The organism is Paraconexibacter algicola, assembly GCF_003044185.1.
GTDB lineage: Bacteria > Actinomycetota > Thermoleophilia > Solirubrobacterales > Solirubrobacteraceae > Paraconexibacter > Paraconexibacter algicola.
Genome location: NZ_PYYB01000002.1, coordinates 253,474 through 274,296, shown reverse-complemented (window position 1 = coordinate 274,296; position 20,823 = coordinate 253,474). Strand labels below are relative to the sequence as shown.

17 protein-coding genes and 3 tRNA genes are annotated in these 20,823 nt (G+C 75.6%); 10 read left to right on the top strand and 10 right to left on the bottom strand.

The genetic code is table 11. From position 1 onward, the window contains the following. Positions 1-208 precede the first annotated feature (208 nt). Complete coding sequence (locus tag C7Y72_RS15225; RefSeq protein ID WP_146175403.1) at positions 209-2,548, top strand: right-handed parallel beta-helix repeat-containing protein; 2,340 nt, start codon at positions 209-211, stop codon at positions 2,546-2,548. 48 nt (positions 2,549-2,596) lie between these two features. Here C7Y72_RS15225 and C7Y72_RS15220 read toward each other — a convergent pair whose 3' ends face one another. The 3 genes from C7Y72_RS15220 to C7Y72_RS15210 are packed head-to-tail and all read right to left on the bottom strand — an operon-like array spanning position 2,597 to position 4,331. Next, positions 2,597-3,202: an NUDIX hydrolase gene (locus C7Y72_RS15220; protein WP_233243892.1), complete on the bottom strand. Its 606-nt coding sequence runs from the start codon at positions 3,200-3,202 to the stop codon at positions 2,597-2,599. Beyond that, on the bottom strand, positions 3,177-3,578 hold the full coding sequence (locus C7Y72_RS15215; RefSeq protein WP_107570038.1) for an OsmC family protein: 402 nt from the start codon (positions 3,576-3,578) through the stop codon (positions 3,177-3,179). The genes C7Y72_RS15220 and C7Y72_RS15215 overlap by 26 nt, the downstream gene beginning before the upstream one ends. A 45-nt stretch (positions 3,579-3,623) precedes the next feature. Next, entirely contained in the window at positions 3,624-4,331 is a 708-nt protein-coding gene (locus tag C7Y72_RS15210; RefSeq protein ID WP_107570037.1) for a CAP domain-containing protein, read from the bottom strand. Positions 4,332-4,504: 173 nt separating this feature from the next. Here C7Y72_RS15210 and C7Y72_RS15205 point away from each other — a divergent pair. From C7Y72_RS15205 to C7Y72_RS15195, 3 genes are all read left to right on the top strand, one after another. Then, a tRNA-Pro gene (locus tag C7Y72_RS15205) sits at positions 4,505-4,578 on the top strand. A gap of 58 nt (positions 4,579-4,636) precedes the next feature. Then, a tRNA-Arg gene (locus C7Y72_RS15200) sits at positions 4,637-4,710 on the top strand. A 104-nt stretch (positions 4,711-4,814) separates the two neighbouring features. Beyond that, positions 4,815-9,158, top strand: coding sequence for a DUF6923 family protein (locus C7Y72_RS15195; protein ID WP_107570036.1), 4,344 nt, complete (start codon positions 4,815-4,817; stop codon positions 9,156-9,158). A 297-nt stretch (positions 9,159-9,455) separates the two neighbouring features. Here the strand turns inward: C7Y72_RS15195 and C7Y72_RS15190 are convergent, their stop codons facing one another. Further along, positions 9,456-10,724 carry a sensor histidine kinase gene (locus tag C7Y72_RS15190; RefSeq protein ID WP_107570035.1) on the bottom strand — a complete coding sequence of 423 codons (1,269 nt, stop codon included), beginning with the start codon at positions 10,722-10,724 and terminating at the stop codon, positions 9,456-9,458. Beyond that, entirely contained in the window at positions 10,721-11,959 is a 1,239-nt protein-coding gene (locus C7Y72_RS15185; RefSeq protein ID WP_146175402.1) for a PucR family transcriptional regulator, read from the bottom strand. Before C7Y72_RS15185 ends, C7Y72_RS15190 begins: the two co-directional genes overlap by 4 nt. Positions 11,960-12,260: 301 nt before the next feature. Between C7Y72_RS15185 and C7Y72_RS15180 the strand changes: the two genes are divergently transcribed. Both C7Y72_RS15180 and C7Y72_RS15175 read left to right on the top strand, forming a co-directional pair. Continuing rightward, entirely contained in the window at positions 12,261-14,486 is a 2,226-nt protein-coding gene (locus C7Y72_RS15180) for a helix-turn-helix domain-containing protein (protein WP_146175401.1), read from the top strand. 144 nt (positions 14,487-14,630) lie between these two features. Continuing rightward, positions 14,631-14,703: transfer RNA gene (locus tag C7Y72_RS15175), tRNA-His, on the top strand. A gap of 65 nt (positions 14,704-14,768) precedes the next feature. On the opposite strand, the gene C7Y72_RS15170 is transcribed toward C7Y72_RS15175, so the two are convergent. From C7Y72_RS15170 to C7Y72_RS15160, 3 genes are read right to left on the bottom strand one after another with little or no spacing between them, the layout of a single operon-like run. Continuing rightward, positions 14,769-15,269 carry a TspO/MBR family protein gene (locus C7Y72_RS15170; protein ID WP_107570032.1) on the bottom strand — a complete coding sequence of 167 codons (501 nt, stop codon included), beginning with the start codon at positions 15,267-15,269 and terminating at the stop codon, positions 14,769-14,771. Next, complete coding sequence (locus tag C7Y72_RS15165; RefSeq protein ID WP_107570031.1) at positions 15,266-15,730, bottom strand: SRPBCC family protein; 465 nt, start codon at positions 15,728-15,730, stop codon at positions 15,266-15,268. The genes C7Y72_RS15170 and C7Y72_RS15165 overlap by 4 nt, the downstream gene beginning before the upstream one ends. 44 nt (positions 15,731-15,774) lie before the next feature. Next, entirely contained in the window at positions 15,775-15,978 is a 204-nt protein-coding gene (locus tag C7Y72_RS15160) for a DNA-binding protein (RefSeq protein WP_107570030.1), read from the bottom strand. 42 nt (positions 15,979-16,020) lie between these two features. On the opposite strand from C7Y72_RS15160, the gene C7Y72_RS15155 reads away from it, so the two are divergent. The 3 genes from C7Y72_RS15155 to C7Y72_RS15145 are packed head-to-tail and all read left to right on the top strand — an operon-like array spanning position 16,021 to position 18,160. Further along, a complete protein-coding gene (locus C7Y72_RS15155; RefSeq protein ID WP_107570029.1) occupies positions 16,021-16,296 on the top strand; it encodes a UBP-type zinc finger domain-containing protein in 276 nt (91 codons plus the stop codon). Next, positions 16,293-17,555, top strand: a complete 1,263-nt coding sequence (locus C7Y72_RS15150) for an NAD(P)/FAD-dependent oxidoreductase (protein ID WP_107570028.1) — start codon at positions 16,293-16,295, stop codon at positions 17,553-17,555. The genes C7Y72_RS15155 and C7Y72_RS15150 overlap by 4 nt, the downstream gene beginning before the upstream one ends. Before the next feature lie 5 nt (positions 17,556-17,560). Then, positions 17,561-18,160 (top strand): mismatch-specific DNA-glycosylase, encoded by a 600-nt coding sequence (locus C7Y72_RS15145; protein WP_107570027.1) that lies wholly within the window; start codon positions 17,561-17,563, stop codon positions 18,158-18,160. 63 nt (positions 18,161-18,223) lie between these two features. Here C7Y72_RS15145 and C7Y72_RS15140 read toward each other — a convergent pair whose 3' ends face one another. Then, entirely contained in the window at positions 18,224-18,634 is a 411-nt protein-coding gene (locus tag C7Y72_RS15140) for a CoA-binding protein (protein ID WP_107570026.1), read from the bottom strand. Beyond that, positions 18,631-19,809, bottom strand: coding sequence for a lactate 2-monooxygenase (locus C7Y72_RS15135; protein ID WP_107570025.1), 1,179 nt, complete (start codon positions 19,807-19,809; stop codon positions 18,631-18,633). Before C7Y72_RS15135 ends, C7Y72_RS15140 begins: the two co-directional genes overlap by 4 nt. A gap of 31 nt (positions 19,810-19,840) precedes the next feature. On the opposite strand from C7Y72_RS15135, the gene C7Y72_RS15130 reads away from it, so the two are divergent. Continuing rightward, positions 19,841-20,809 (top strand): zinc-binding dehydrogenase, encoded by a 969-nt coding sequence (locus C7Y72_RS15130; protein WP_107570024.1) that lies wholly within the window; start codon positions 19,841-19,843, stop codon positions 20,807-20,809. The last annotated feature ends 14 nt before the right edge of the window (positions 20,810-20,823 follow it).

Below are 20,823 nucleotides of genomic sequence, written 5' to 3'. Positions count from 1 at the left end.
GCGGCGGCAACACTAGGTGCGCCACGTGGTGCGAATCTCCGACCGCCGGTCGGATGTAGCTCCGACTACCTTCGCCCGTCGGTCGGAGAGCGGGGAGCCACCCGGTCCATACCGTGCTCGTCGCCGCCCGCTGCGGGCGGCGACGGCGGCCCGCGCGCGGTCCGCCCCCATCGACGACCGAGGTCTCACCACCCCCATGAACCACCCCGTGCTCTCCCGACTCCCCCGCGCCGCGGCGACGTCCCTCGCGCTCGCCGCGCTGCTCCCCGGGGTCGCGGCGGCGTCGACCTACACCGTCGACGACGACCGGCTCGACTGCCCGAACGCCGGCTTCACCTCGATCCAGGCCGCGGTCCAGCAGGCGTCCCCGCACGACACGGTCGTGATCTGCGCCGGGCTCTACCTGGAGAGCTCCTTCCCGGCCTCCGGCGCGAACTCCCCGTCCCAGACCGGGTCGCGCAACGGCCTGACGATCACCAAGCCGCTCACGCTCCTGGGCGCCGGCGCGGACAAGGTGACGATCCGGCCGGCGGCGGCGCTCGGCCCCACGCTGGCCGGTTCCGCGCCGTACCTGCGCGACGGCGGCGGCAACGTCATCACGGTCTCGCGCCAGGCGGGCGGCTCCTCGGACTTCGACGAGAACTTCACGACGATCTCCGGCGTCACCGTCGAGTCGCCGACGATCTACGCCGAGGCCGGCATCGCCTTCTTCAACACCTCGGGCGTCGTGCGCAACAGTCGGGTCGGACCGCTGCTGCGCGCCGCCGACGCGACCGAGCTCGCCGCCCGGCCGCACGGCTGGGGCATCGTCCAGACCAACCACCTCGTCGGGGCCAGCGAGGGCACGATCCGCCGCGAGGTGACGGTCGAGCGCACGCTCGTCACCGGCTACCAGGCCGGGGGCATCCTGTTCGACGACGCCCGCGGGACCGACGGCTCCGCCACGACCACGCAGCGGTCCGGCATCCGCGCCTACGGCCGGGTCGTGCAGTCCACCGTCACCGGCTCCGGCCCCGACACGCTGATCCCGCAGACCGGCATCCGCTACCACGCCGGACACCGCGGCGAGGTCACCAAGTCGGTGATCACCGGCAACTCCTACACGCCGGACGCACGTCAGTCCGTCGGCGTCCTGCTGACCGACGCGGAGACCGGACCGGACCCGTCCAACCCCGCGGTCCGGGCGCTCACGGTCTACGACAACGTGTTCACCGGCAACGGCTACGGCGCGTTCAACGCCAACGCGACGAACGACGCGGTCCGCCAGGGCGCGCCCGCCGCCTTCACGCCGGGAACGCTCGGCCTCGAGAACTGGTGGGGCTGCAACACCGGCCCGATCGTCGGAGCGCCGAGCAGCGCGACCTGCCAGGGGATCTCCGGGGACGACACCACCCCGGCGGCCTCGATCGAGCGCGGGACGACCCGCACGAGCCAGCAGGTCCTGACCGCGCTCCAGGCCGGGCCCGTCCCGGGCGTGACCGCGGACGCGCTGCCGACCGCCTCGATCGACGAGCCGCTCGGCGGCGGAACGATCGTCGCCGGGGTCGACGCGGCGCCGGTCGTGGTCGCGGCGGACGACTTCGGCGTCAAGTCGGTCGCCCTGAGCGTCGACGGCGGCACCCCCGTGGTCGACGGCAAGGCCCCGTACGACGCCTTCTCCTACACCCCCGGCTTCGACCAGCTCGGCGACACGGTGACGTTCACCGCCGTCGTCACCGACGCCTCGAACCAGACCCGGACGGTCACGTCCACCGTCCGCGTCGTGCCGCCCGCCGGCTACGTGCCGCTGTCGGTCGACCCGGGCAGCTACGCCGCCGGCCCGGTGACCCTCGGCGCCGCCACGACCACGACGGTGACCGCGACGAACTCCGGGGAGAACCCGGTCACGCTCGCGCCGCCCGCGGTCACCGGCTCCGGGTTCGCGATCCGGCCGACCGGGACGACCTGCGCCGACGGGCTCGTGCTCGCCCCCGACGAGACCTGCACCGTGGCCCTCGTGTTCGCGCCGACCGCGGCGGGCGACGCGACGGGCGGCCTGACGCTGGCCTACACCGCCAAGGGCGGGGGCGGTCCGGCGACCACCGCGCTCACCGGCACCGGTGTCGCGCCGACGCCGACCCCGATCCCGACGCCCGACCCGCCGGCGCCGAGCCCGACGCCCGCCGCGCCGGCCCCGGCCCCGACCCCGGTTCCGGTGGTCTCCCAGGACGCCCCGATCACCGTCGCGTTCGCCGCCCCGTCGCTGCGCACGCGGATGACGAAGGCCGGCTCGGCGCGCTTCCGGGTCCTCTGCCCGGCGAGCGCCACCGGGATCTGCCGCGGCACCGTGACGCTGCGCGGCATCCTGCGCGGGACGACCGCGTCCACGGTCGGCAGCGCGAGCTTCGCCCTGCGGCCCGGGCGCGCGGCCACGATCGTCGTCCCGCTCGTCGGCGCGGCGCGCAGCAAGATCCGGCGCACCGGCAGGCTCACCGTCGCCGCCCGGGTCCGGGCGCGGGACGGCGGCCGGCCGCTCACCGGGACCGCGGTGCTCGTCGTCCGCCGCTGAGCGGTCGGCGTCCGGCACCCGGCGCCGCGGGGGATCCGCCCCGCGGCGTCAGACGACCGCAGCCGGGAGCCGCTCGAGCAGGTCGTGCAGGATGCGCGCGGTCGCGCCCCAGATCAGGTGCCGGTCGACGACGTACACGTCGGTGCGGAACGGCACCCCGCGGCGGACGAGCCGCTCGCGACCGTGCCCGGCGACGAGATCCGGGAGCGACAGCTCGAGGATCTCGGCGACCTCCCCGTCGCTCGGCGTCCACACGTGCCCGGGCTCGATCAGCCCGACGAACGGATACACCGCGTAGTTCGTCGCGATCGTCGGGGTCGGCTGCAGCGCGCCGAGGATCTCGACGTCCTCGCGCGGCAGCCCGATCTCCTCCTCCGCCTCGCGCAGCGCCGTCACCAGCAGGTCGGCGTCGGCGTCGTCGCGGCGGCCGCCCGGGAAGCTGATCTCCCCGGGATGGCGGCGCAGGTCGTCCCGGCGGCGCGTGAAGACGGCGTGCAGGCGGCCGTCCTGCACGTACAGCGGCACGAGCACCGCCGCGGTCGTGCGGCCGTGCACGGACAGGCCGGCCGCGTCGCGCGGGTCGAGCAGCCGGGAGCGCAGCGCGGGGAGCGCCCCCGCGTCCGGCGCCTCAGGCGAGGGAGGCGCGGGAGACACGCTCGTCGAACATGACCTCGCCGTCGAGCGTGCGGTGCACCGGGCACTTCGCCGCGATCACGCGCAGGCGCTCGACCTGCTCGTCGTCGAGATGGGCGGGCATGCGGAGATCGAGCTCGAACGTCGTCGGCTTGCCGCGCTCGGAGGCCTGGAACTCGCAGCTGACCTCCAGGCCCGCCACGTCCCAGCCCTTGCGCTGCGCGTACATCTCCATGGTGATCGCGGTGCAGGAGGCCAGCGCCGCGGCCAGCAGCTCCTCCGGCGTCGGGCCGGCGTCCTGGCCGCCGAGATCGGTCGGCTCGTCGGCCACGAGCTGGTGGCCGCGGATCTTCACCGTCTGCTTGAACGTGCCGGAGCGCGTCGAGATGACCTTCATGTCCCAGATGCTACGCCCCGCGACCCGCATGGCCCGCCGTCGGGCTCAGCGGCGCACGCGATGCCCGAACTCGGTGACGTAGGTGGCACCGCGCGAGGGATCCTCCGGGACGCCGAGCACGACCCCGACGCCGATCTCGCGGTAGCTGCGGTCGAGGATGTTGCGCTTGTGCCCCGGGGAGGCCATCCAGGCCTTCACGATGCGGGCGGGCGTCGAGATCCTCCCGGTGCCCCAGGCCAGGTTCTCCCCGACCGACCAGCGCGCGATGTCGCCCTCGAGGTACCCGGTGCGCCGGATCCGCGCGAGCATCGTCGTGCCGGCGGGGGACACGTGCGCGAAGAAGCCCTCCCGGACCATCTGCGCCGCGTACCGGTCCGCGACCCCGGCGAGCGTCGGCTGCGCGCGCAGGCGTGCGCGGCCGCGCTTCGTGCGCTCGCGGTTGAGCAGGCAGAGCGTCGCCCGCTCCACGCGCGCGATCGTCGCCGCGGTCGGCTGCAGGTTGCGGTCCGCGCAGCGGCCCGGGCTCGCCGGCGGCGTGGGCGCCGGCTCCTCGGGCGCCGGCGTCGGGGAGGGCGTCGGGGTCGGGGCCGGGACGCACGTGCCGATCGGCGGCAGCACGACCGTGTCCAGGCAGATCGGCAGCGACGGGAGGATCGCGTCCGCCGCCCGGGCGGGGGACGGGAGCAGGGCGGCGGCGCTCGCCACGAGGGCGCAGATCACCGCCGCGCGGGAGGTGCGCGGGAGCTTGGGCATGAGGGCTTGAGGGAGGCGACGGGGGCGGGGCCCCGGTCACGGTCTGCGTCGGCCGTCGCACCAGGACGCACCAGCTGGGGAGGGTCCGGGTGGACGTTCGTCGGACGCCCGGGCGCCCGGCCGCGTCGCTGCCGATGGCGCTCGGGGCGCGGCGCTGCCACCATGGGGGCCATCGGGGCGTGGCGCAGCCTGGTAGCGCACCTGCTTTGGGAGCAGGGGGTCGCCGGTTCGAATCCGGCCGCCCCGATCGTCGGCGGGCCGCCGTGCGCCAGGAGACGCTGCGGTACGGTCCGCGCGCGTCCCGTGCCCCAGTAGCTCAGCTGGATAGAGCAGCCGACTTCTAATCGGCAGGTCGTTGGTTCGAATCCAACCTGGGGTGCCTCTCGCCGTCCGTCGGGGTTGCGGCGATGTCCCAGTCGTCGACCGCCGGAATCTGATGGCGCATGAACGTTCGACACCCGTCGCTGATCTAGCGTCGCGCAGGTGCCTAGAACGCGAGTCAGCATCGAACGTCCTCCCTGCAAGGAGACACCATCCGCGTGTCCCGGTGCGCCCCCTCGGGTCGCCGTCGCGCCGCCCCCGCCCGAACGTCCGCGGCGGCGGCGTGCCCGCGTCCGGGGAGCGGTCCTCACCGTCCTCGCGCTGCTCGCGCTGCCCCAGGCCGCCCACGCCGCGACGACGACGTTCACCGTCGACTCCCTCGTCAACACGAGCGTCGCCGCCGCCAGCTCGGACGCCAACACGGCCGACGGGATCTGCGCCACCGCGAACGCGACGTGCACCCTGCGCGCCGCGGTCCAGCAGGCCAACGCGCTCCCCGCGTCCCCCGGTGACGACATCGCGATCGTCTTCGCCGGCTCCGGCACGCTGACCCTGCCCGCCAACGGCCTGAAGATGAAGGCCGGCGGCGTCTCCCACAACGGGATCAGCAACGACTACCTCGGCAGCAACTACTTCTTCCAGATCGACGCGAACCGCCCGGTCACCGTCGACCTCGGGAACGACATCAAGATCGAGTCCGCCGACGACGCCCCGAACGGGATCTTCCTCGTCAGCAGCGACGGGGTGACGATCCGCAACTTCCAGAACCTCCGCGGCGGCGACTCGAGCATCGTCGTCGACAAGGGCACGCAGAACACGACGATCGCCAACGGCACCTGCGCCGATCCGACGACCCCCATCCTCGAGGTCTGCGTCGGCATCCTCGCGGAGGCGTCCGGCGTCACGATCACCGACCTCGACGCGGTGAGCGTCTTCCGCTTCCCGATCTTCGTCGATCGCGCCCAGGCCGGCGACGACCCCGTCTCGAACGTCGCGATCACGCGCCTGGACAGCAAGGGCACCGAGCAGTTCGGTGACCTCTGGGTGGAGCTCGACGCGAAGATCGACGGCTTCACCGTCGAGGACTCCGACTTCGACAGCCCGGCCGGGTACGCCGTCGGCCTGCAGAGCGGCAGCTCGACCACCGACCTCGCGATCACGAACTCGCGCTTCGTCGCCGACAACGCGTTCGCGATCTTCGCCTACCCCAACAGCGACACCACCAACCTGCGGGTCGAGGACTCCACCTTCGACGGCACCCGCTGGGCGTTCGTCGACCACGGCGGCAGCGAGCACGACGGCCTCGTCCTGCGCGGCAACCGCTTCGAGGACGTCTTCCAGCACGTGCTCGACTTCGTCGACGCGACGTACACCGACGCGGTGATCGAGGACAACGACTTCATCAACCAGCGCGGCGACGGCCTGACGACCGTCTGGATCCGGCAGCCCGGCACCAACAACGTCGTGCGCAACAACGTCTTCCGCCAGGACGACGGCGTCTTCCAGAACCGCTGGGCGATCTACAGCCAGGCCAACGTCGCCGAGAGCGCCGACACCGGCTGGTCCTTCACGGGCAACAGCGTCCAGGGCTACAAGGCCGCCGCGTCGGGGCCGATCGTCGCCCTGGGCAACGGCCGCACGCGCATGGAGCGCAACACGTTCGACCAGAACACCCGCGGCACGACCTCGCCGATCCAGAGCGAGGCGCAGTCCGGCTGGTTCGTCACGAACTACGGCGGCCGCGCCAACAGCCGCATCCAGACCTGGCGTCCGACCGCCGCGGTCCTCGACCCGGGCGTGTCCGTGCAGCTGACGGTCGCGCCGGTGACGCCGCCGCTGGGCGCCAACACCGCACCGACCACGCCCGTCGACGTCGACGTCTTCTGGACGGCCGACGACAACGCCGAGGAGTACGTCGGTCGGATCGACGACGTCAGCGCCACCACGACCGTGACGCTGCCGACGACGAAGACCGGAGGCAACTTCCGCGTGCAGACGCAGGACGCCGCCGGACGCTCGTCGCAGTACTCGGCGCCGTTCCAGGTCGGTCCCGACACCAGCCCGCCGAACCCCCCGACCGTGATCGCGATCGACCAGGTCGGCACGCTCTCCGGTGAGGGCGAGCCCGGGGCGACCGTCACGGTGCTCGACCAGGACGCGAGCCCGATCGCCACGACCCCGGTCCAGGACGACGGCACCTGGCAGGTCGAGGGACCGTTCGCCTGCGGGACGACCGTCTCCGCCACCCAGACGGACGCGGCGGGCAACGCCTCGCCGGCGAGCACCCCGGGCGTCCCCGCGTGCAACGACGGCTCCGGGCCCAAGCGCTGCACCCCCGGGCAGATCATCGTCTCGGGCAACTCGCCCGCGGACCTGCTGCGGGTCGTCGCCGATACCGGCGGATACCGGACCTCCGCGATCGACGCGAGTGGCTCGGTCACCTACAACGGCATCGGCTACAACGCCGCCGACGGCCTCGTCTACGCGGTCGCCGAGAACGGTCACCTCCTGAAGCTCGGCGTCCAGGACGCCGCGACGACGGACCTCGGGGCGGTCTCCAACCTGCCCGCGGGCACCTACGCGGCCGGCGCCTTCGGACCCGACGGGGCGTACTACGTCAAGCCGCTGGACGGCACGACGATGTACCGCATCGACGTGGCGAACCGCCTGGCGACGGAGGTCGAGCTCTCGGCGCCCGCCAAGGTCTCCGACTTCGCGCTGATCGCCGGGCGGCTCTGGGGCAAGCACAACGACCAGGCCACGATCATGCGCATCGACCCGACCACCGGTCAGGTCGACGCGTTCCCCGCCACGGGCGTCGTGCCCGGCGGGCTCGTCCAGGCCGCCGGTGGGGCCTGGAAGTTCGGCAACGGCGACCTCGGACTGGTGTTCAACTCCAGCAGCGAGATCCGGCAGATCCGGATCGCCGGGGCGGACACCGCCACGCCCACGTTCTCGCTCGTGTCGGTCGGTCGCACCGAGGCCGTCAACGGCAACGTCGACGGCACCTATTGCGAGGGCGCCGAGACCGACCTGGCGATCGCCAAGACCGGTCGCGTGACCGCGATGACGGGGGCGGACTCCACGCTCGCCTGGGAGATCACGGTCAGCAACCGCGGGACGACCGCGAGCTCCGGGGCGGTCGTGACCGACCAGCTCCCGGCGCAGGTGACGGACGTCGCGACGGCGACCGAGGGCTGCACCGTCGACGGTCGCACGGTCCGCTGCCTCGTCGGCTCGCTCGCGCCCGGTGCGACGGCGAGCATCGCCGTCACCGGCCGGGTCGTCGGCACGCTCGGTCGCGTCGACAACACCGCCCGCGTCGAGGGCCAGGACGCCGACCCGACGTCCGCCAACGACACGGCGACGGCGTCGCTGGCGCCGCCGCCGACCGCTCCGGCGGTGGACCTGCCCAACGGCACGACGCTGCCGCAGGGCGCCAACCGTCCGCTGAACTACAGCTGCGGTGGCGCCGCCGCCCCGGTGACGTGCGCGGCGACGGTCACCCGCCCGGACGGGACCGTCGTTCCGATCGCCAGCGGGGCGCCGCTCCCGACGGACGTCCCCGGGACGTACGTGGTGACGGTCACCGGCGTCGACGCGCTCGGCCAGAGCACGACGACGACCACGAGCTACGTGGTGGCCGCGCCGAACCGGCCGGTCGTCGGTGCGCCGGCGGACGGGCACGTCGTCGGACTCGGCGAGACCCTCCCGGTCAGCTACACGTGCTCCGGGGTCGTCCTGTCGACGGTCTGCACGGCGGCCGTGACGAAGCCCGACGGGACCACCGTCCCGGTGGCGTCGGGTGCCCCGCTGCCGACCGACCAGCCCGGCGTGCACACGATCACGGTGACCACGACGAGCGTCCTCGGGCAGACGACGACGTCGACGTCCACGTACCGCGTGCGGCGGACCTCCGGGCAGCTGATGCTCGACTGCGCTGAGCGCTCGCTCGTCCTGGTGGACGTGCGCCGGGTCGGGAACCGGGTGCGCCTGCAGGGCGTCACGCGGGCCGCGCAGGCCGGGAAGCGGGTCGCACTGCGCTTCCAGGCGACCGGTGCGATCGTCGCGCGGCCGACCGTCCAGCGTGACGGGACGTTCGAGGCGTTCGTCAGCCTGCCGAGCGCCCGGGTCCGGGCGACCAACCGCGCCCGGTACCGGGCGGAGCTCGAGGGCGAGCGGTCGCTCAACCTCAAGCTCGCGCGGCGGATGGACATCACCGGCCTGCGTCAGGGCTCGGAGATCCGCATCAGCGGCCGGGTCAGCCGCCCGCTGGCGGCGCCGGTCGCCACGATCACCGTGCGGGAGCGCACCGAGTGCGGGACGCCGGCGAAGGTCGTCGCCCGGATCAAGCCCGCGTCGGACGGCCGGTTCACGGTGACGTTCGCCGCCCCGGAGCGCGTCGACTCGGCGATCTACCGGCTGGAGACCCGGGTGCGCAAGACGCGCAGCAACCCGAAGACCTACCCGACGTACACCCTCATCCGCGGGGTGGACTTCCCCTGATCGGGCGGGCCGCCTCCGGGCGGCCCGGGTAGGACTGGACGAAGGACGGCGGCCCCGCTTCCCCCGGCGGGGCCGCCGTCGTTCCCGGGGCGGGTCCGCCGGCCCCCACGGCGGTCGCGGACCCCAGGGGCTCGCCGGCAGCCTCGGCCTGCACCGGTCCGCGCGCCGATCGCTCGTGCCGGGCGTGCGAGCACGCGGCGGGACGGCCGGGGACGGGACCGCAGATCGGGGCGCCCGGCGGCACGGTCCGCGTGCGTGGTCGACGGGCCGCTGCCCGTGCGGACCCCGACGGGGCCGTCAGCGGCGGTCGCGGACGCGCAGCGCGGCGCGCGTCCCGCCACCGGGGCGGCGGGACAACGTGAAGGCCCCGCCGAGGACCCGGGCGTGGCGCCGCAGGCGCCAGATCCCGACGTGCCCGGCGTCGCCGGCCGCGGCGACCGCCGCCTCGTCGAAGCCCACCCCGTCGTCCTCGACGGCCAGCTCCAGTTCGCCGTCGCGCAGCGCCACGCGCACCGTCGCCCGGCTCGCGTTGGCGTGGCGCCGGACGTTCGCCAGGAGCTCCCGGGCCGACTCGACGAGGAGCACCGTGTGCCGACGGTGCACGTCGGGCTCGACGTCGAGGTCGATCTCCAGACGTCCGTCGCCGCGGGCCTCGGCGACCACGTACTCGAGCGCGACCCGCGGCGCGAGCTCCGCGAGCAGCCCCTCGTTCATCGTCACGCTCAGGCCGCGCAGCGCACGGACGGCGTCGTCGATCCGCTGGTGGGCCTCGAGGACCGCGGGGTCGTCGGTCTCGGCCTCCGCGAGGTCCTGCAGCGCGGTGACCACGAGCTGCAGCGCGTGGTCGTGCAGCGCCTCGGAGAGCCGCTGCCGCTCCTGGACCCGGGCGAGCTCGGCCTCGGCCTGCGCGCGCCGCGCCGCCTCGTTGGCCGTCGCGGCGACGAGGACGTGATCGGAGAAGATCCGCCCGGCGAGCAGCAGCACCGTGAGCGCGCCGCCCTGCACGACGGCGCCGGTCAGCAGCGCGTCCGTCCCCGGGTCGTTGAGCAGCCAGCCGGTCCCGAGCCACGCCGCGGCGTGGCCGAGGGCGGCGCCGGCGAGCCAGCGGCCGTCGAGGGCGAGCACGATGAGGGTGATCACCCCGAAGGACATCGTCACCGAGAACGCGGTCGACGGCCCGGGGCCCAGCGCGGCGATCGCGGCGCCGGCCGCGACCGTGAAGCCGACCGCGGCGGACTGGTAGGCCCGGTTGCGCGGGTACGGGCCGTGGCGGACGTGCTGCACGCCGATCGCGAGCGGGCCGAGGATGATCGTGCCCGCGATCAGGAGCGCGGGCAGGACGCGCACCGGCGTCGGCGACGTCACGAGGAAGAGCAGGAAGAGGGCCAGGAAGACCGGCGCGCCGGTCAGGATCGTCCGGACCCGCAGCGCGGCCAGCACCGGGTCGCCCATCGGGGCGCGCGCCGGTCCCGTGGGCGCCGGCGGCCGCCGGACCGCCCGCGACACGTCGCGCAGGAGCCGTCGCGCGGCCCACCGCAGGTCCTGCGGGCGTCCCGACCGGCTCATCGGTCGGTGCTCCCGCGACGGAGGGGGGAGGGGACGCCGGAAAGGACCGCGGGCGCGAGCGCGACCGCCACCCGCAGGCGCAGCGTCAGGGGGTGGGACGCGCCGGTCAGCTCGAGCACCTTCCGCAGACGGTAGGTGATGGTGTTGCGGTGGACGCCGAGGCGCTCGGCGGCGCGCGCCGAGTTGAGGTGCTCGTCGTAGAGCACCTCCATCGTGGTCACGAGCGCGCCGGTCGCGTCGGCCTCGATCAGTGGGCCGAGCACCTCGTCGACGAACCGCCGCGCCTGGGGCCGGTCCGCGTACAGCAGCGACAGCACCTCGACCTCCGCGTAGTCCGTCACGGTCCCGGGCGCGCGACCGAGGTCGATCGCGAGATCGAGCGCCCGGACGGCCTCGTGCCGGCTGCGACGGAAGCCGTCGAGCCCCCGCGCCGCTCGGCCGAGCGCCACGACCGCGCCGGCGACCGGCGGGATCGCGACCCGCTCGGGCTCGCCGTCGAAGCCCGCCCAGACGTGGATGACGTCGGAGCCCGCCCGGGTCGCGAGCGGCCGTCGGCCGGTGGCTGCCCGCACGGCGCCCACCACCCGCTCGAGCTGCTCCTCCGCGGTGGCGTCGTCCGTGACCCGTGCGGCGAGCGCGACGTGCCAGCGGTCCAGCTCGTAGTGCAGTCGTGCGCTCGCCTCGGCGACGTCCACGTCGTGGCCCGCGAGGAGGCTGCGGATCGTCGAGCCCCGCCGCAGGGCGATCACCGGCGGGTCGGAGGCCGAGGTGGCGGCGTGGTGGGCCATCAGCTCGGGCAGGACGCGGTCGACCATCTGGAAGAGCACCTGCGCGGTCGCCGCGTCCGCGTCCGCGAACGTCTCGAGGTCGGACGCCTGGTCCCGCAGACCGCGGCGCCACTGCGCCTCGAGCTCGGCCTGGATCGTCCGGTGCGCGGCGAGCAGGTCGGACGGCTCGCGGCCGGCACGGGCGAGGTTCGCCGCCCACTTGCGCTCCTCCGGCAGCGGCTCGTGCGCGGTGACCTCCAGGCGGCCGCCGACGGTGGCGATGAACGCCATGAGGTTGGCGGTGACCATGTCGCTGAGGCTGGTCACGAGGTGGGAGCCGTCCGCGTCCACGGGGACCCGCTCGAGCGTGGCGGCGACGACCGCGCCGTGGATCTCGTCCAGCCGGCTCGCCATCGCCCGTGCGGCATCGCGGATCGCCGCTCGGGCGTCCGGGGAGAGCTCGCTCATCGCCCGCCCCGTGGCGGGCAGGCCGCCGTTGGTCCGCTGCACAACGGGTCCGGCCGGCGTTGGTCCGCGGGCCAGCCCGGGGCACCCGGCGGGACGCCAGGCTCCCGGGGCACCGTGCCGCGCCGTCCTCGCCACCGTCCCGATCCGCGCCGCTGGGCGTCCTCGCAGCCGGCGGAGCGGGTGTCTGTGGGCGCGCGGGACGGCATGGGACGGGCGCACGGCGGGGCCGCGGAGGGCCGGTGCAGGACGGGCGCGAGCGGGTGAGGGCGCCGTGCGGCGGAGCGAGTATAGGCGCGGCGGCGTGCCGGAGCTTGCGGCGACGTCACTCCCCGGCGGGCGGTTCGTTGTGACGCTGCCGGAGGGCGGGGCGGAGGCGGTCGAGCCGACCGTCGACCGCGGCGAGCTCGTGGGCCGGCTGGCGTCCGAGGTGCGCTGGGACGACGTGGATCGCGGCGCGATCGACCGGATCCGCGCCGCCCTGCCCGCTGCGGCCCCGCTCCCGACCGCGACGCTCACGGCCGGTGTCCCGGCGCTGGCGCGGGCCGTGCGCGTCCTGGTGGTCGACCTGCTGGTCGAGCAGCGCCGCCTGGCGCCCGGGGACACCGACGTGCCGGCGGAGGCGGCGGTCGACCTCGTCGCGCTGCTGGGCCTCCCCGCCGACGTCGTCGCGGCGATCCCCGCCCTGCAGGCCGCCGCCGTCTGGGAGCGCCTCGTCGCGGCCGCCCGGATCGACGAGCTTCCCGCGCTCAACGCCGCGGCCGGACCGCTGGGCGCCGTCCCGGGCATCGTCGCCGCGGTGCTCGACCGGCTGGCGGATCCCGCGGTGGGGACCGGGACGCAGGAGCGCCGGTCCCGGGAGCAGCTGCTGGCCGCCGCCGTGCCGGTGGCCGCACCGGCGGCGGATCCGCGATCCGCGCGGCTCGCGGTGGCGCTGCGGCCCGGGGGAGGGGTGCGCGAGCACGCGGCGCTGGCCGCCGAGCTGCGCTCGGCCGGGGTCGAGGCGACGCTGCTGGCCGACCACGTGGTCGCGCGGGTCCCGGCCGCCGGCCTGCCGTCCCCGGGGCCGGGGGTCCTGCTCGCGGCGGAGACGACGAGCCATCCGGATGCGGTCCCGGCCCGCGCCGCGCGCCTGCGCGAGGTCCTGCGCCGCGCGGATCCGACCGACCCGTCCTTCGTGTTCGACGAGCGCGACCACGTCGCCGAGCGGCTGCTGCTCTCCTGTCCGCAGGTCCATCGGGCGATCCGGGCGCGCGTGCGGCGGGTGCTCGCCGGGGGCGCGCCCGAGGCGGACCTCGCGACCGCCCGCGTGTATCTGCGTGAGGGCTGCGACGTCCGGGCGACGGCGCAGACGCTCGGACTGCACCGGGAGACCGTGCGCTACCGGCTGGGACGGCTCGGGGCGACCCTCGGGGTCGACCTGCGGACCTGGCGCGGCCGGACGGCCCTGCTGCTGGCCGTGCGGTCGGAGCGGCTGCCCGAGCCGCCGACCGTTCCCGCGGGCCGCCCCGTCGCGGAGCGCGGCGACCGCGGTCCCGTGTCGCTCGGCGAGGGGGTGGAGGCGCTGGCCGCCGCGCGCCGCGGCGCCCGGGCTTCGGTCGCGGCCGACCTGCTCGCCGACGCGCTGGCACGCGCGGGCGCGAGCGCGTCGGGCGGGGCGCTGCTGCGCGCGGTCGGCGCCGAGCTGGAGGACGGCTGGGCGGCGGCCGGCGCGGTTCGCGCCTCCTGGCCGGCGGACCGGTGCACCGCGCTCGTCCCGCTGGCCGCGCTCGCGCGGCGGGTCGGTGACGGCGAGACGATCGCGCAGGCGCCGCGCGAGGCGCTCGGTGAGGCGCTCCTGGTCGGGGAGCCGTCGCCCTGGATCGTGGAGGGCCTCGCGGCGGCGGCCGGCTTCGCGCGCGGGAGTCTCGTGCGGCCGGCGGTGTACCGCGCCGTCACGCCCTCCCTCGCCCGGTCCGTCGCGATGGACCTCCGCGGCGAGGGGCGGGTCGCGATCGCCCGCGGAGCGGTGGTCCTGGGCCTGGGCGGGGAGGAGCAGGGAGCCGAGCCGACGCTCCAGGGGCTCGCCGGCCTGCGTGGGGTGGCCGCGATCGGGGAGCTCACCGGCGTCCCCGAGCTGGCGGCGCAGGTGCAGCCGCTGGTGTCGCTCACCGACGTCGCCCTCGCGGCTGGACGGCGCGGCATCCTCGACCCGGTCGACGGTCTCCTCGAGCTGCTGCTGCTGGCCCGGCCGGACCTCGCCGAGGCGCTCCAGCGCAGCGTGCTCGGGCCGCTGGAGGACCACGACGCCTCCCGGGGCGTGGACCTCGTGCAGACGCTCCAGCGGCACGTGGAGCTGGACCTCCGCCGGCGACGGACCGCCGAGGACCTGCACCTCCACGCCAACTCGGTCGACCACCGGCTCGCGGCGATCGCCCGACTCACGGGCCTGTCGTTCCGCGATCCCGCCGACGTGCTGCTGCTGCAGCTCGCGGTGGCCGCCCGGCGGCTGGGTCACGGCCGCCCGCCCGTCGCCGAACGCGCTCGTTGAGCGCGCGCTACCCTTTGCCGGCGTTCCCAGGGGGCCTCTACCCGCCGGGGACGACATGCCCTCGGACGAGCCACTCGTCGCGAGGGCGCTTTTCTGCCCGGCCGTCACCGTGCGCCGGTGACGGCTAGACTGGCGGCACGCGTGGTGGGCGTAGCTCAGTTGGTAGAGCTCCTGGTTGTGGTCCAGGCGGTCGCGGGTTCGAGTCCCGTCGCTCACCCCTCATGAAGTCCCCGCTCCGGCGGGGACTTCGTCGTGCAGGGGCCGAATGCCCGGCCGGGGTGCTCAGCGGTTGCGGATCGCGATCGTCCAGGTGAGCACGGTGGCGAAGCCGACCCAGGCCGCGTAGGGGACGAGCAGGCGCGAGGCGGTGCGGTCGACCGCGACGAGCTGCCGGATCAGCAGCAGCGTGCTGGCCTGGAGGGCGAGGATCTCGACGCCGGCCGCGCCGGCCCGGTGGCCGCGGAAGAAGATCCAGGTCCAGGCGACGTTCAGCAGCAGGTTCGCGGCGAACGCCCAGACGATCCGGCGCCGCTCGTCCCCGTCGCGGGCGGCGACGGTCGCGCGCGTGGCGGCGATCGCGATCAGCGCGTAGAGGATCGTCCAGACGATCCCGAACGCCGGCCCGGGCGGCTGGAAGGACGGCAGCGCCAGGCGCCGGTACCAGCGCGACGACACGTCGGTCCCGAGGCCCCCGACGGCGGCCGTCGCGGCGACCGCCGCGGTCCACGCGACCGCGACCGGCGCCGTCGCCGGACGTGGCGCGGACGCGTCGGCGACGCTCACGCCGCCACCCCGCGCCGCGTGTCCTGCCGCGGTCCGACCGCCGCCGCGACACGGCCGAGTCGCTCGATCCGCCGGCGCATCCCGAGCGTGCTGAACGGCCGGGCGAGCGCGGTCAGGAGCCCGGCCGCCGGGCCCTCGAGTCGCGCCACGAAGTGCACGTCGGTGCCGCCGCCCACCGCCGCGACGACGCGGTCCTCGTAGCGCAGCACGTGCCCGAGGGCCCGCGAGTGCCAGCCCATGCCCGCGCCCTCGCGGACCCAGTCGACGTGCATCGGGGTCGCGACCGGGGAGAAGAACGCGCGGGTCACGACCGTCATCCCGGCGGCGCAGCGACCGCTCGACGGCTCGCTGGACGCGACGTGCGGCGACCACGCCGGCCAGGCCGCGATGTCGACCAGCAGGTCGTGCACGACCGCCGGGTCGGCGGGCAGGTGGGCGCGGTGCTCGATCGGGCGGGGCATCCACCCGGATACGGCCGCGGAGCGCCACCGGGCCACCCGGCCGGTCAGGTCTCGTCGCCGTGCGGGTCGGGCCGCCGCAGCCAGGCGCGGACCTCCCCGACCGCGACGACCGGCGTGCCGCACGAGCGGAAGCCCATCACCGGCAGGTCCTCGCGCGCGATCGCGCGCGCGACCCACGCCTCGTCGACGTCGAGCCACGCGGCCACCTCGGGCGGGCTCAGCAGGGCGTCGTCGGGCGGTCCGGGCACGGGCCGACCGTAGCGGCTGGACAGGGTCCGTAGATTGGGCGCATGCCCCGCTGCGCGCACGCCGACGAGCTGCGGATCGTGGATCCGCCCGACCCGGTCCCGGGGTGTGCCGACTGCCTTCCGGTCGGCGGCACCTGGGTGCACCTGCGGATGTGCCAGGAGTGCGGGCACGTCGCCTGCTGCGACAGCTCGCCGAGCACGCACGCGACGCGCCACCACGAGGAGACCGGCCACCCCGTCGCCCGCTCGGTCGAGCCGGGCGAGGACTGGAGCTGGTGCTACGTCGACGCGGTCATGTTCCGGGCGGTCGGCGGATGAGCCCCGTCCGCGACGACGTCGTCGTGGTCGGGCGACGCCACGACCCGGAGGACCATCGCCTGCGCGACTTCCTCACCCGCACCGCGCAGCCGCACCGCTGGGTCGAGGCGGGGTCCGGGGAGGCGGACGCGCTGCTCGCCGACCTGCCCGCCGACGTCGCCCTGCCGGTCGTGCGCTGCGGCGGCGAGACGGTGACGGGCGCGACCGTCGAGCGGCTCGTCGAGGCGTGGGCGATGACCGCGCCGCCCGCGCGCGACCACTACGAGCTCGCGGTGATCGGGGCCGGTCCGGCCGGGCTCGCCGCCGCCGTGTACGCCGCCTCCGACGGGCTGTCCACCGTCGTGCTCGAGCGCGACGTGCCGGGCGGGCAGGCCTCGCACACCTCGCTGATCGAGAACTTCTTCGGCTTCCCGGGCGGCATCGGCGGGGCGGAGATCGCGCGTCTCGCCGGCCGGCAGGCGGAGGGCTTCGGCGCGGAGCTGTCGTTCCTGCGTCCCGTCGTCGGCAGCCGCTTCGCGCCCGGGGAACGCACGACCCTCGAGCTGGAGGGCGGCCTCGCGGTCACGGCCGACATCGTCATCGCGGCCCCCGGCATGCTCTGGCGGCGCCTGGAGGTCGAGGGCGTCGAGGAGCTGCTCGGGCGCGGCGTCTACTACGGGGCGGGGCGTAGCGAAGCCCGCCACTGCGGTGGCGACGACGTCGTCGTGGTCGGGGCGGGCAACTCCGCCGGGCAGGCGGTCATGGACCTCGGCAACGCGGGCGCCCGGGTGCGCATGGCCGTGCGCGGTGAGGGGCTCGGCGCGACGATGTCCCAGTACCTCGTCGACCGGATCGCCGAGCATCCGCTGATCGACGTGCAGCTGCGCACCGAGGTCGTGGCGGTGCACGCCGCCGACGACGGCACGCTCGCCGCGGTCACGCTGCGCCACCGTGACGGGGCCACCGAGCAGGTCCCGGCCCGCGCGCTGTTCCTCTGCATCGGCGGGACGCCGCGCACCGGCTGGGCCTCCCACCACGGGGTCGCGACCGACGCGGCCGGCTACCTGCTGACCGGCCCGGACCTGCTGCGTGACGGGCGACGCCCGGACGGCTGGCCGCTGGACCGCGACCCGCTGCACCTCGAGACGCTCGTGCCGGGCCTGTTCGCGGCCGGGGACGTGCGCTCCGGGTCCACCAAGCGGGTCGCGGGCGCGGTCGGGGACGGGGCGGCGGCCGTCGCGCTCGCGCACCGGCGGCTGGCCGAGCTCCACGGCGCCTGAGCGCCGTGCCGGGCGCCCGTCCCTCGTTCTCCCGCGCCGAGCTCGACGCCTTCCGCGGCACCGAGGTGCCCGACCTGCTCGGGCCGGGGCTGCGGCTGCTGTTCGTCGGCATCAACCCCGGCCTGTGGACCGCGGCGGTGCAGACGCACTTCGCCCATCCGGGCAACCGCTTCTACCCGGCGCTGCACCGGGCCGGGATCACCGCCCACGAGATCGACCGGGCGCGCGGCATGTCCGACGCGGACCGCGCCCACCTCGTCGAGCGCGGCGTGGGGATCACGAACCTCGTGCGCCGCGCGACCGCGCGCGCCGACGAGCTGACCGCGGAGGAGCTGCGGGCCGGCGGGGAGCGCCTGCTCGGACTCGTGCGGGAGCGCCGCCCGGCCGTGGTCGCGATCGCCGGGATCACCGCGTACCGCGACGCGTTCGGGGAGCGCCGTGCGCAGGCGGGCCGCCAGCCCGACCGGCTCGACGGACCGTTCGCCGGGACGCCGCTGTGGGTCGTGCCCAACCCCAGCGGCCTGAACGCGCACGCCACCGTGGAGTCGCTCGCGGAGGTCTACCGCGCCGCCGCGGTGGAGGCGGGCGTCGTGCCCGCGACCTGACGGCCGGTCCGTGCCGCCCCGGACGCGCTGCGCCCCGGAGCGGCACGACTGAGCCGTGGCGGGTCAGAGGCGTGGCAGCTCGATCGCCGGGCAGCGGTCCATCACGACCGTGAGCCCGGCCGCGGTCGCCCGCGCGGCGGCCGCCTCGTCGACCACGCCGAGCTGCAGCCAGACGGCGCGGGCGCCGATCGCGATCGCCTCGTCGACGTGGGCGCCCGCGTCCTCGCTGCGACGGAACACGTCGACGACCTCGACGCCGCGCGCGGCCGGGATGTCGGTCACGCGCGGATAGACGCGCTGTCCGAGGATCTCGCGCTCGCGCGGGTTCACCGGGATCACCTCGTAGCCGCGCGACTGCAGCAGCGCGGCGATCCGGTGCGAGTCCCGTGACGGGTCGGGCGAGCAGCCGACGACCGCCCACACGCGCGTGGTTGTGAGGACCTCGCGGACGTGCGCGGGCGGGCTCCCGCTCACGGGGTGGCGACCAGGGCGCTGCGGTCGACGTCGTCGATCGTGCGGTGGCCGGTGAGGGCCATCGCGAGGTCGAGCTCGGCCAGCAGCGACCGCACGACGTCGACGACGCCGTCTTCGCCACCGGTCGCCAGCCCCCACATGTACGGCCGGCCGAGCAGCACGGCACGGGCGCCGAGCGCCAGCGCCTTCAGCGCGTCCGAGCCGCCGCGGATGCCCGAGTCGAAGAGCACCTCGAGCCGGTCGCCGACCGCGTCCACGACCTCGGGCAGCGCGGCGAGCGCGCCGATCGCCCCGTCGACCTGGCGGCCGCCGTGGTTGGAGACGATCACCCCGTCGACGCCGTGCTCGGCGGCCAGCCGCGCGTCGTCGGCGCGCAGGATGCCCTTGAGCACGATCGGCAGCTCGGTGGTCTCGCGCAGGAACGCGAGGTCCTCCCAGGTGACCGCCGGGTTGGAGAACTGGAACGCGAACTGCCCGATCGCCGCCTGCATGTCCTCCTCGGGCGGGGCGGCCAGGAGCGCCCGGAACGCGGGGTCCTGGAGGTAGTTGACGTTGCCCTCGCCCCACAGGAACGGGAGGAACCCCTCGTCGAGGTCCATCGGCCGCCAGCCGAGCAGCCAGGTGTCGAGCGTGACGACCAGCGCGCTGTACCCGGCGGCCTCGGCGCGCCGGATGAACGACGTCGCGATCGTCCGGTCCTTCGGCCAGTACAGCTGGTACCAGCGTGGCGTGTCCCCGCTCGCCTCGGCGATCTCCTCGAACGTGAAGCTCGACGCCGAGGACGTGACGAGCGGCACCCCGGTGCGGGCGCTCGCACGCGCGGTGGCGAGCTCGCCGTCGGGGTGGGCGAGCGTCTGCACCCCGATCGGCGCGAGCAGCACCGGGGCGGGCAGCGGCGTCCCCAGGACGGTCCGCGCGGTCGAGCGCTGCGCGACGTCGCGCAGCATCCGCGGCGACAGCGCCCAGCGGTCGAACGCCGCCTGGTTGGCGCGCATCGTGTCCCCGCGCCCGGCACCGCCCGCGATGTAGCCCCAGGGGCCGCGGGCGAGCGTCGCGGCGGCCTGCTCCTCCAGGCGCTGCCAGTCCAGCGGCCGGCGCGGGCGCTGGTTCATCATGCTGCCGCGCAGGTAGATCTCGTACTGGTAGTTGGCGAAGGGGATCTCGGGCGAGCTCATGTCGGCGCCCACCCTCTCATAGGCTGGGGCCATGCTCGCCGCCTACGCCGCCACCGCCAACGACGCCGACCCGCTCGCCGCCCTGGAGGTGGGGGAGCGCCCGGAGCCCGAGGTGCCCGCGGGCTGGACGACCGTGACCGTGAAGGCCGCGTCGCTGAACCACCACGACGTGTGGTCGCTGCGCGGCGTCGGCCTGCGGGCCGAGCAGCTGCCGATGATCCTCGGCTGTGACGCCGCCGGGGTCGACGAGGACGGCAACGAGGTCGTCGTCCACGGCGTGATCGGCGACCCGGCCTGGTCCGGGGAGGAGACGCTCGACCCGCGCCGCTCGCTGCTGTCCGAGCGCCATCCGGGCACGTTCGCCGAGCAGGTCGCGGTCCCGCGGGCCAACCTCATCCCCAAGCCGGCGGAGCTGTCCTTCGCGGACGCGGCCTGCCTGCCGACCGCGTGGCTGACCGCCTACCGGATGCTGTTCGTGCGCGCCGACGCCAAGCCGGGCTCGACGGTGCTGGTCCAGGGTGCGGGCGGTGGCGTGTCGACCGCGGCGATCGCGCTCGGCGCGGCCGCCGGCGTGCGCGTCTGGGCGACGTCGCGCAGCGAGGAGAAGCGCGCCCGCGCGCTGGAGCTCGGGGCCGACCGCGTCTTCGAGATCGGGGCGCGGCTGCCCGAGCGCGTGGACGCGGTCCTCGAGACGGTCGGCGAGGCGACCTGGGCGCACTCGCTGCGCAGCCTGAAGCCGGGCGGTGCGCTGGTCGTCTCCGGGGCCACCAGCGGCGAGGCGCCCTCGGCGGAGCTGATGCGCGTGTTCTTCCTGCAGCTGCGGGTCCTCGGCTCGACGATGGGCTCGCGCGAGGAGCTCGCGCGGCTCGTGCAGCTGTGCGCGACCAGCGGGGTGCGCCCGGTGATCCAGGAGACGATGCCGCTGGCCGACGCCGCCCGCGGCTTCCGCGCGATGGTCGACGGGGACGTCTTCGGCAAGATCGTCTTCACCATGGACTGAGCGCCCGCCCGGCC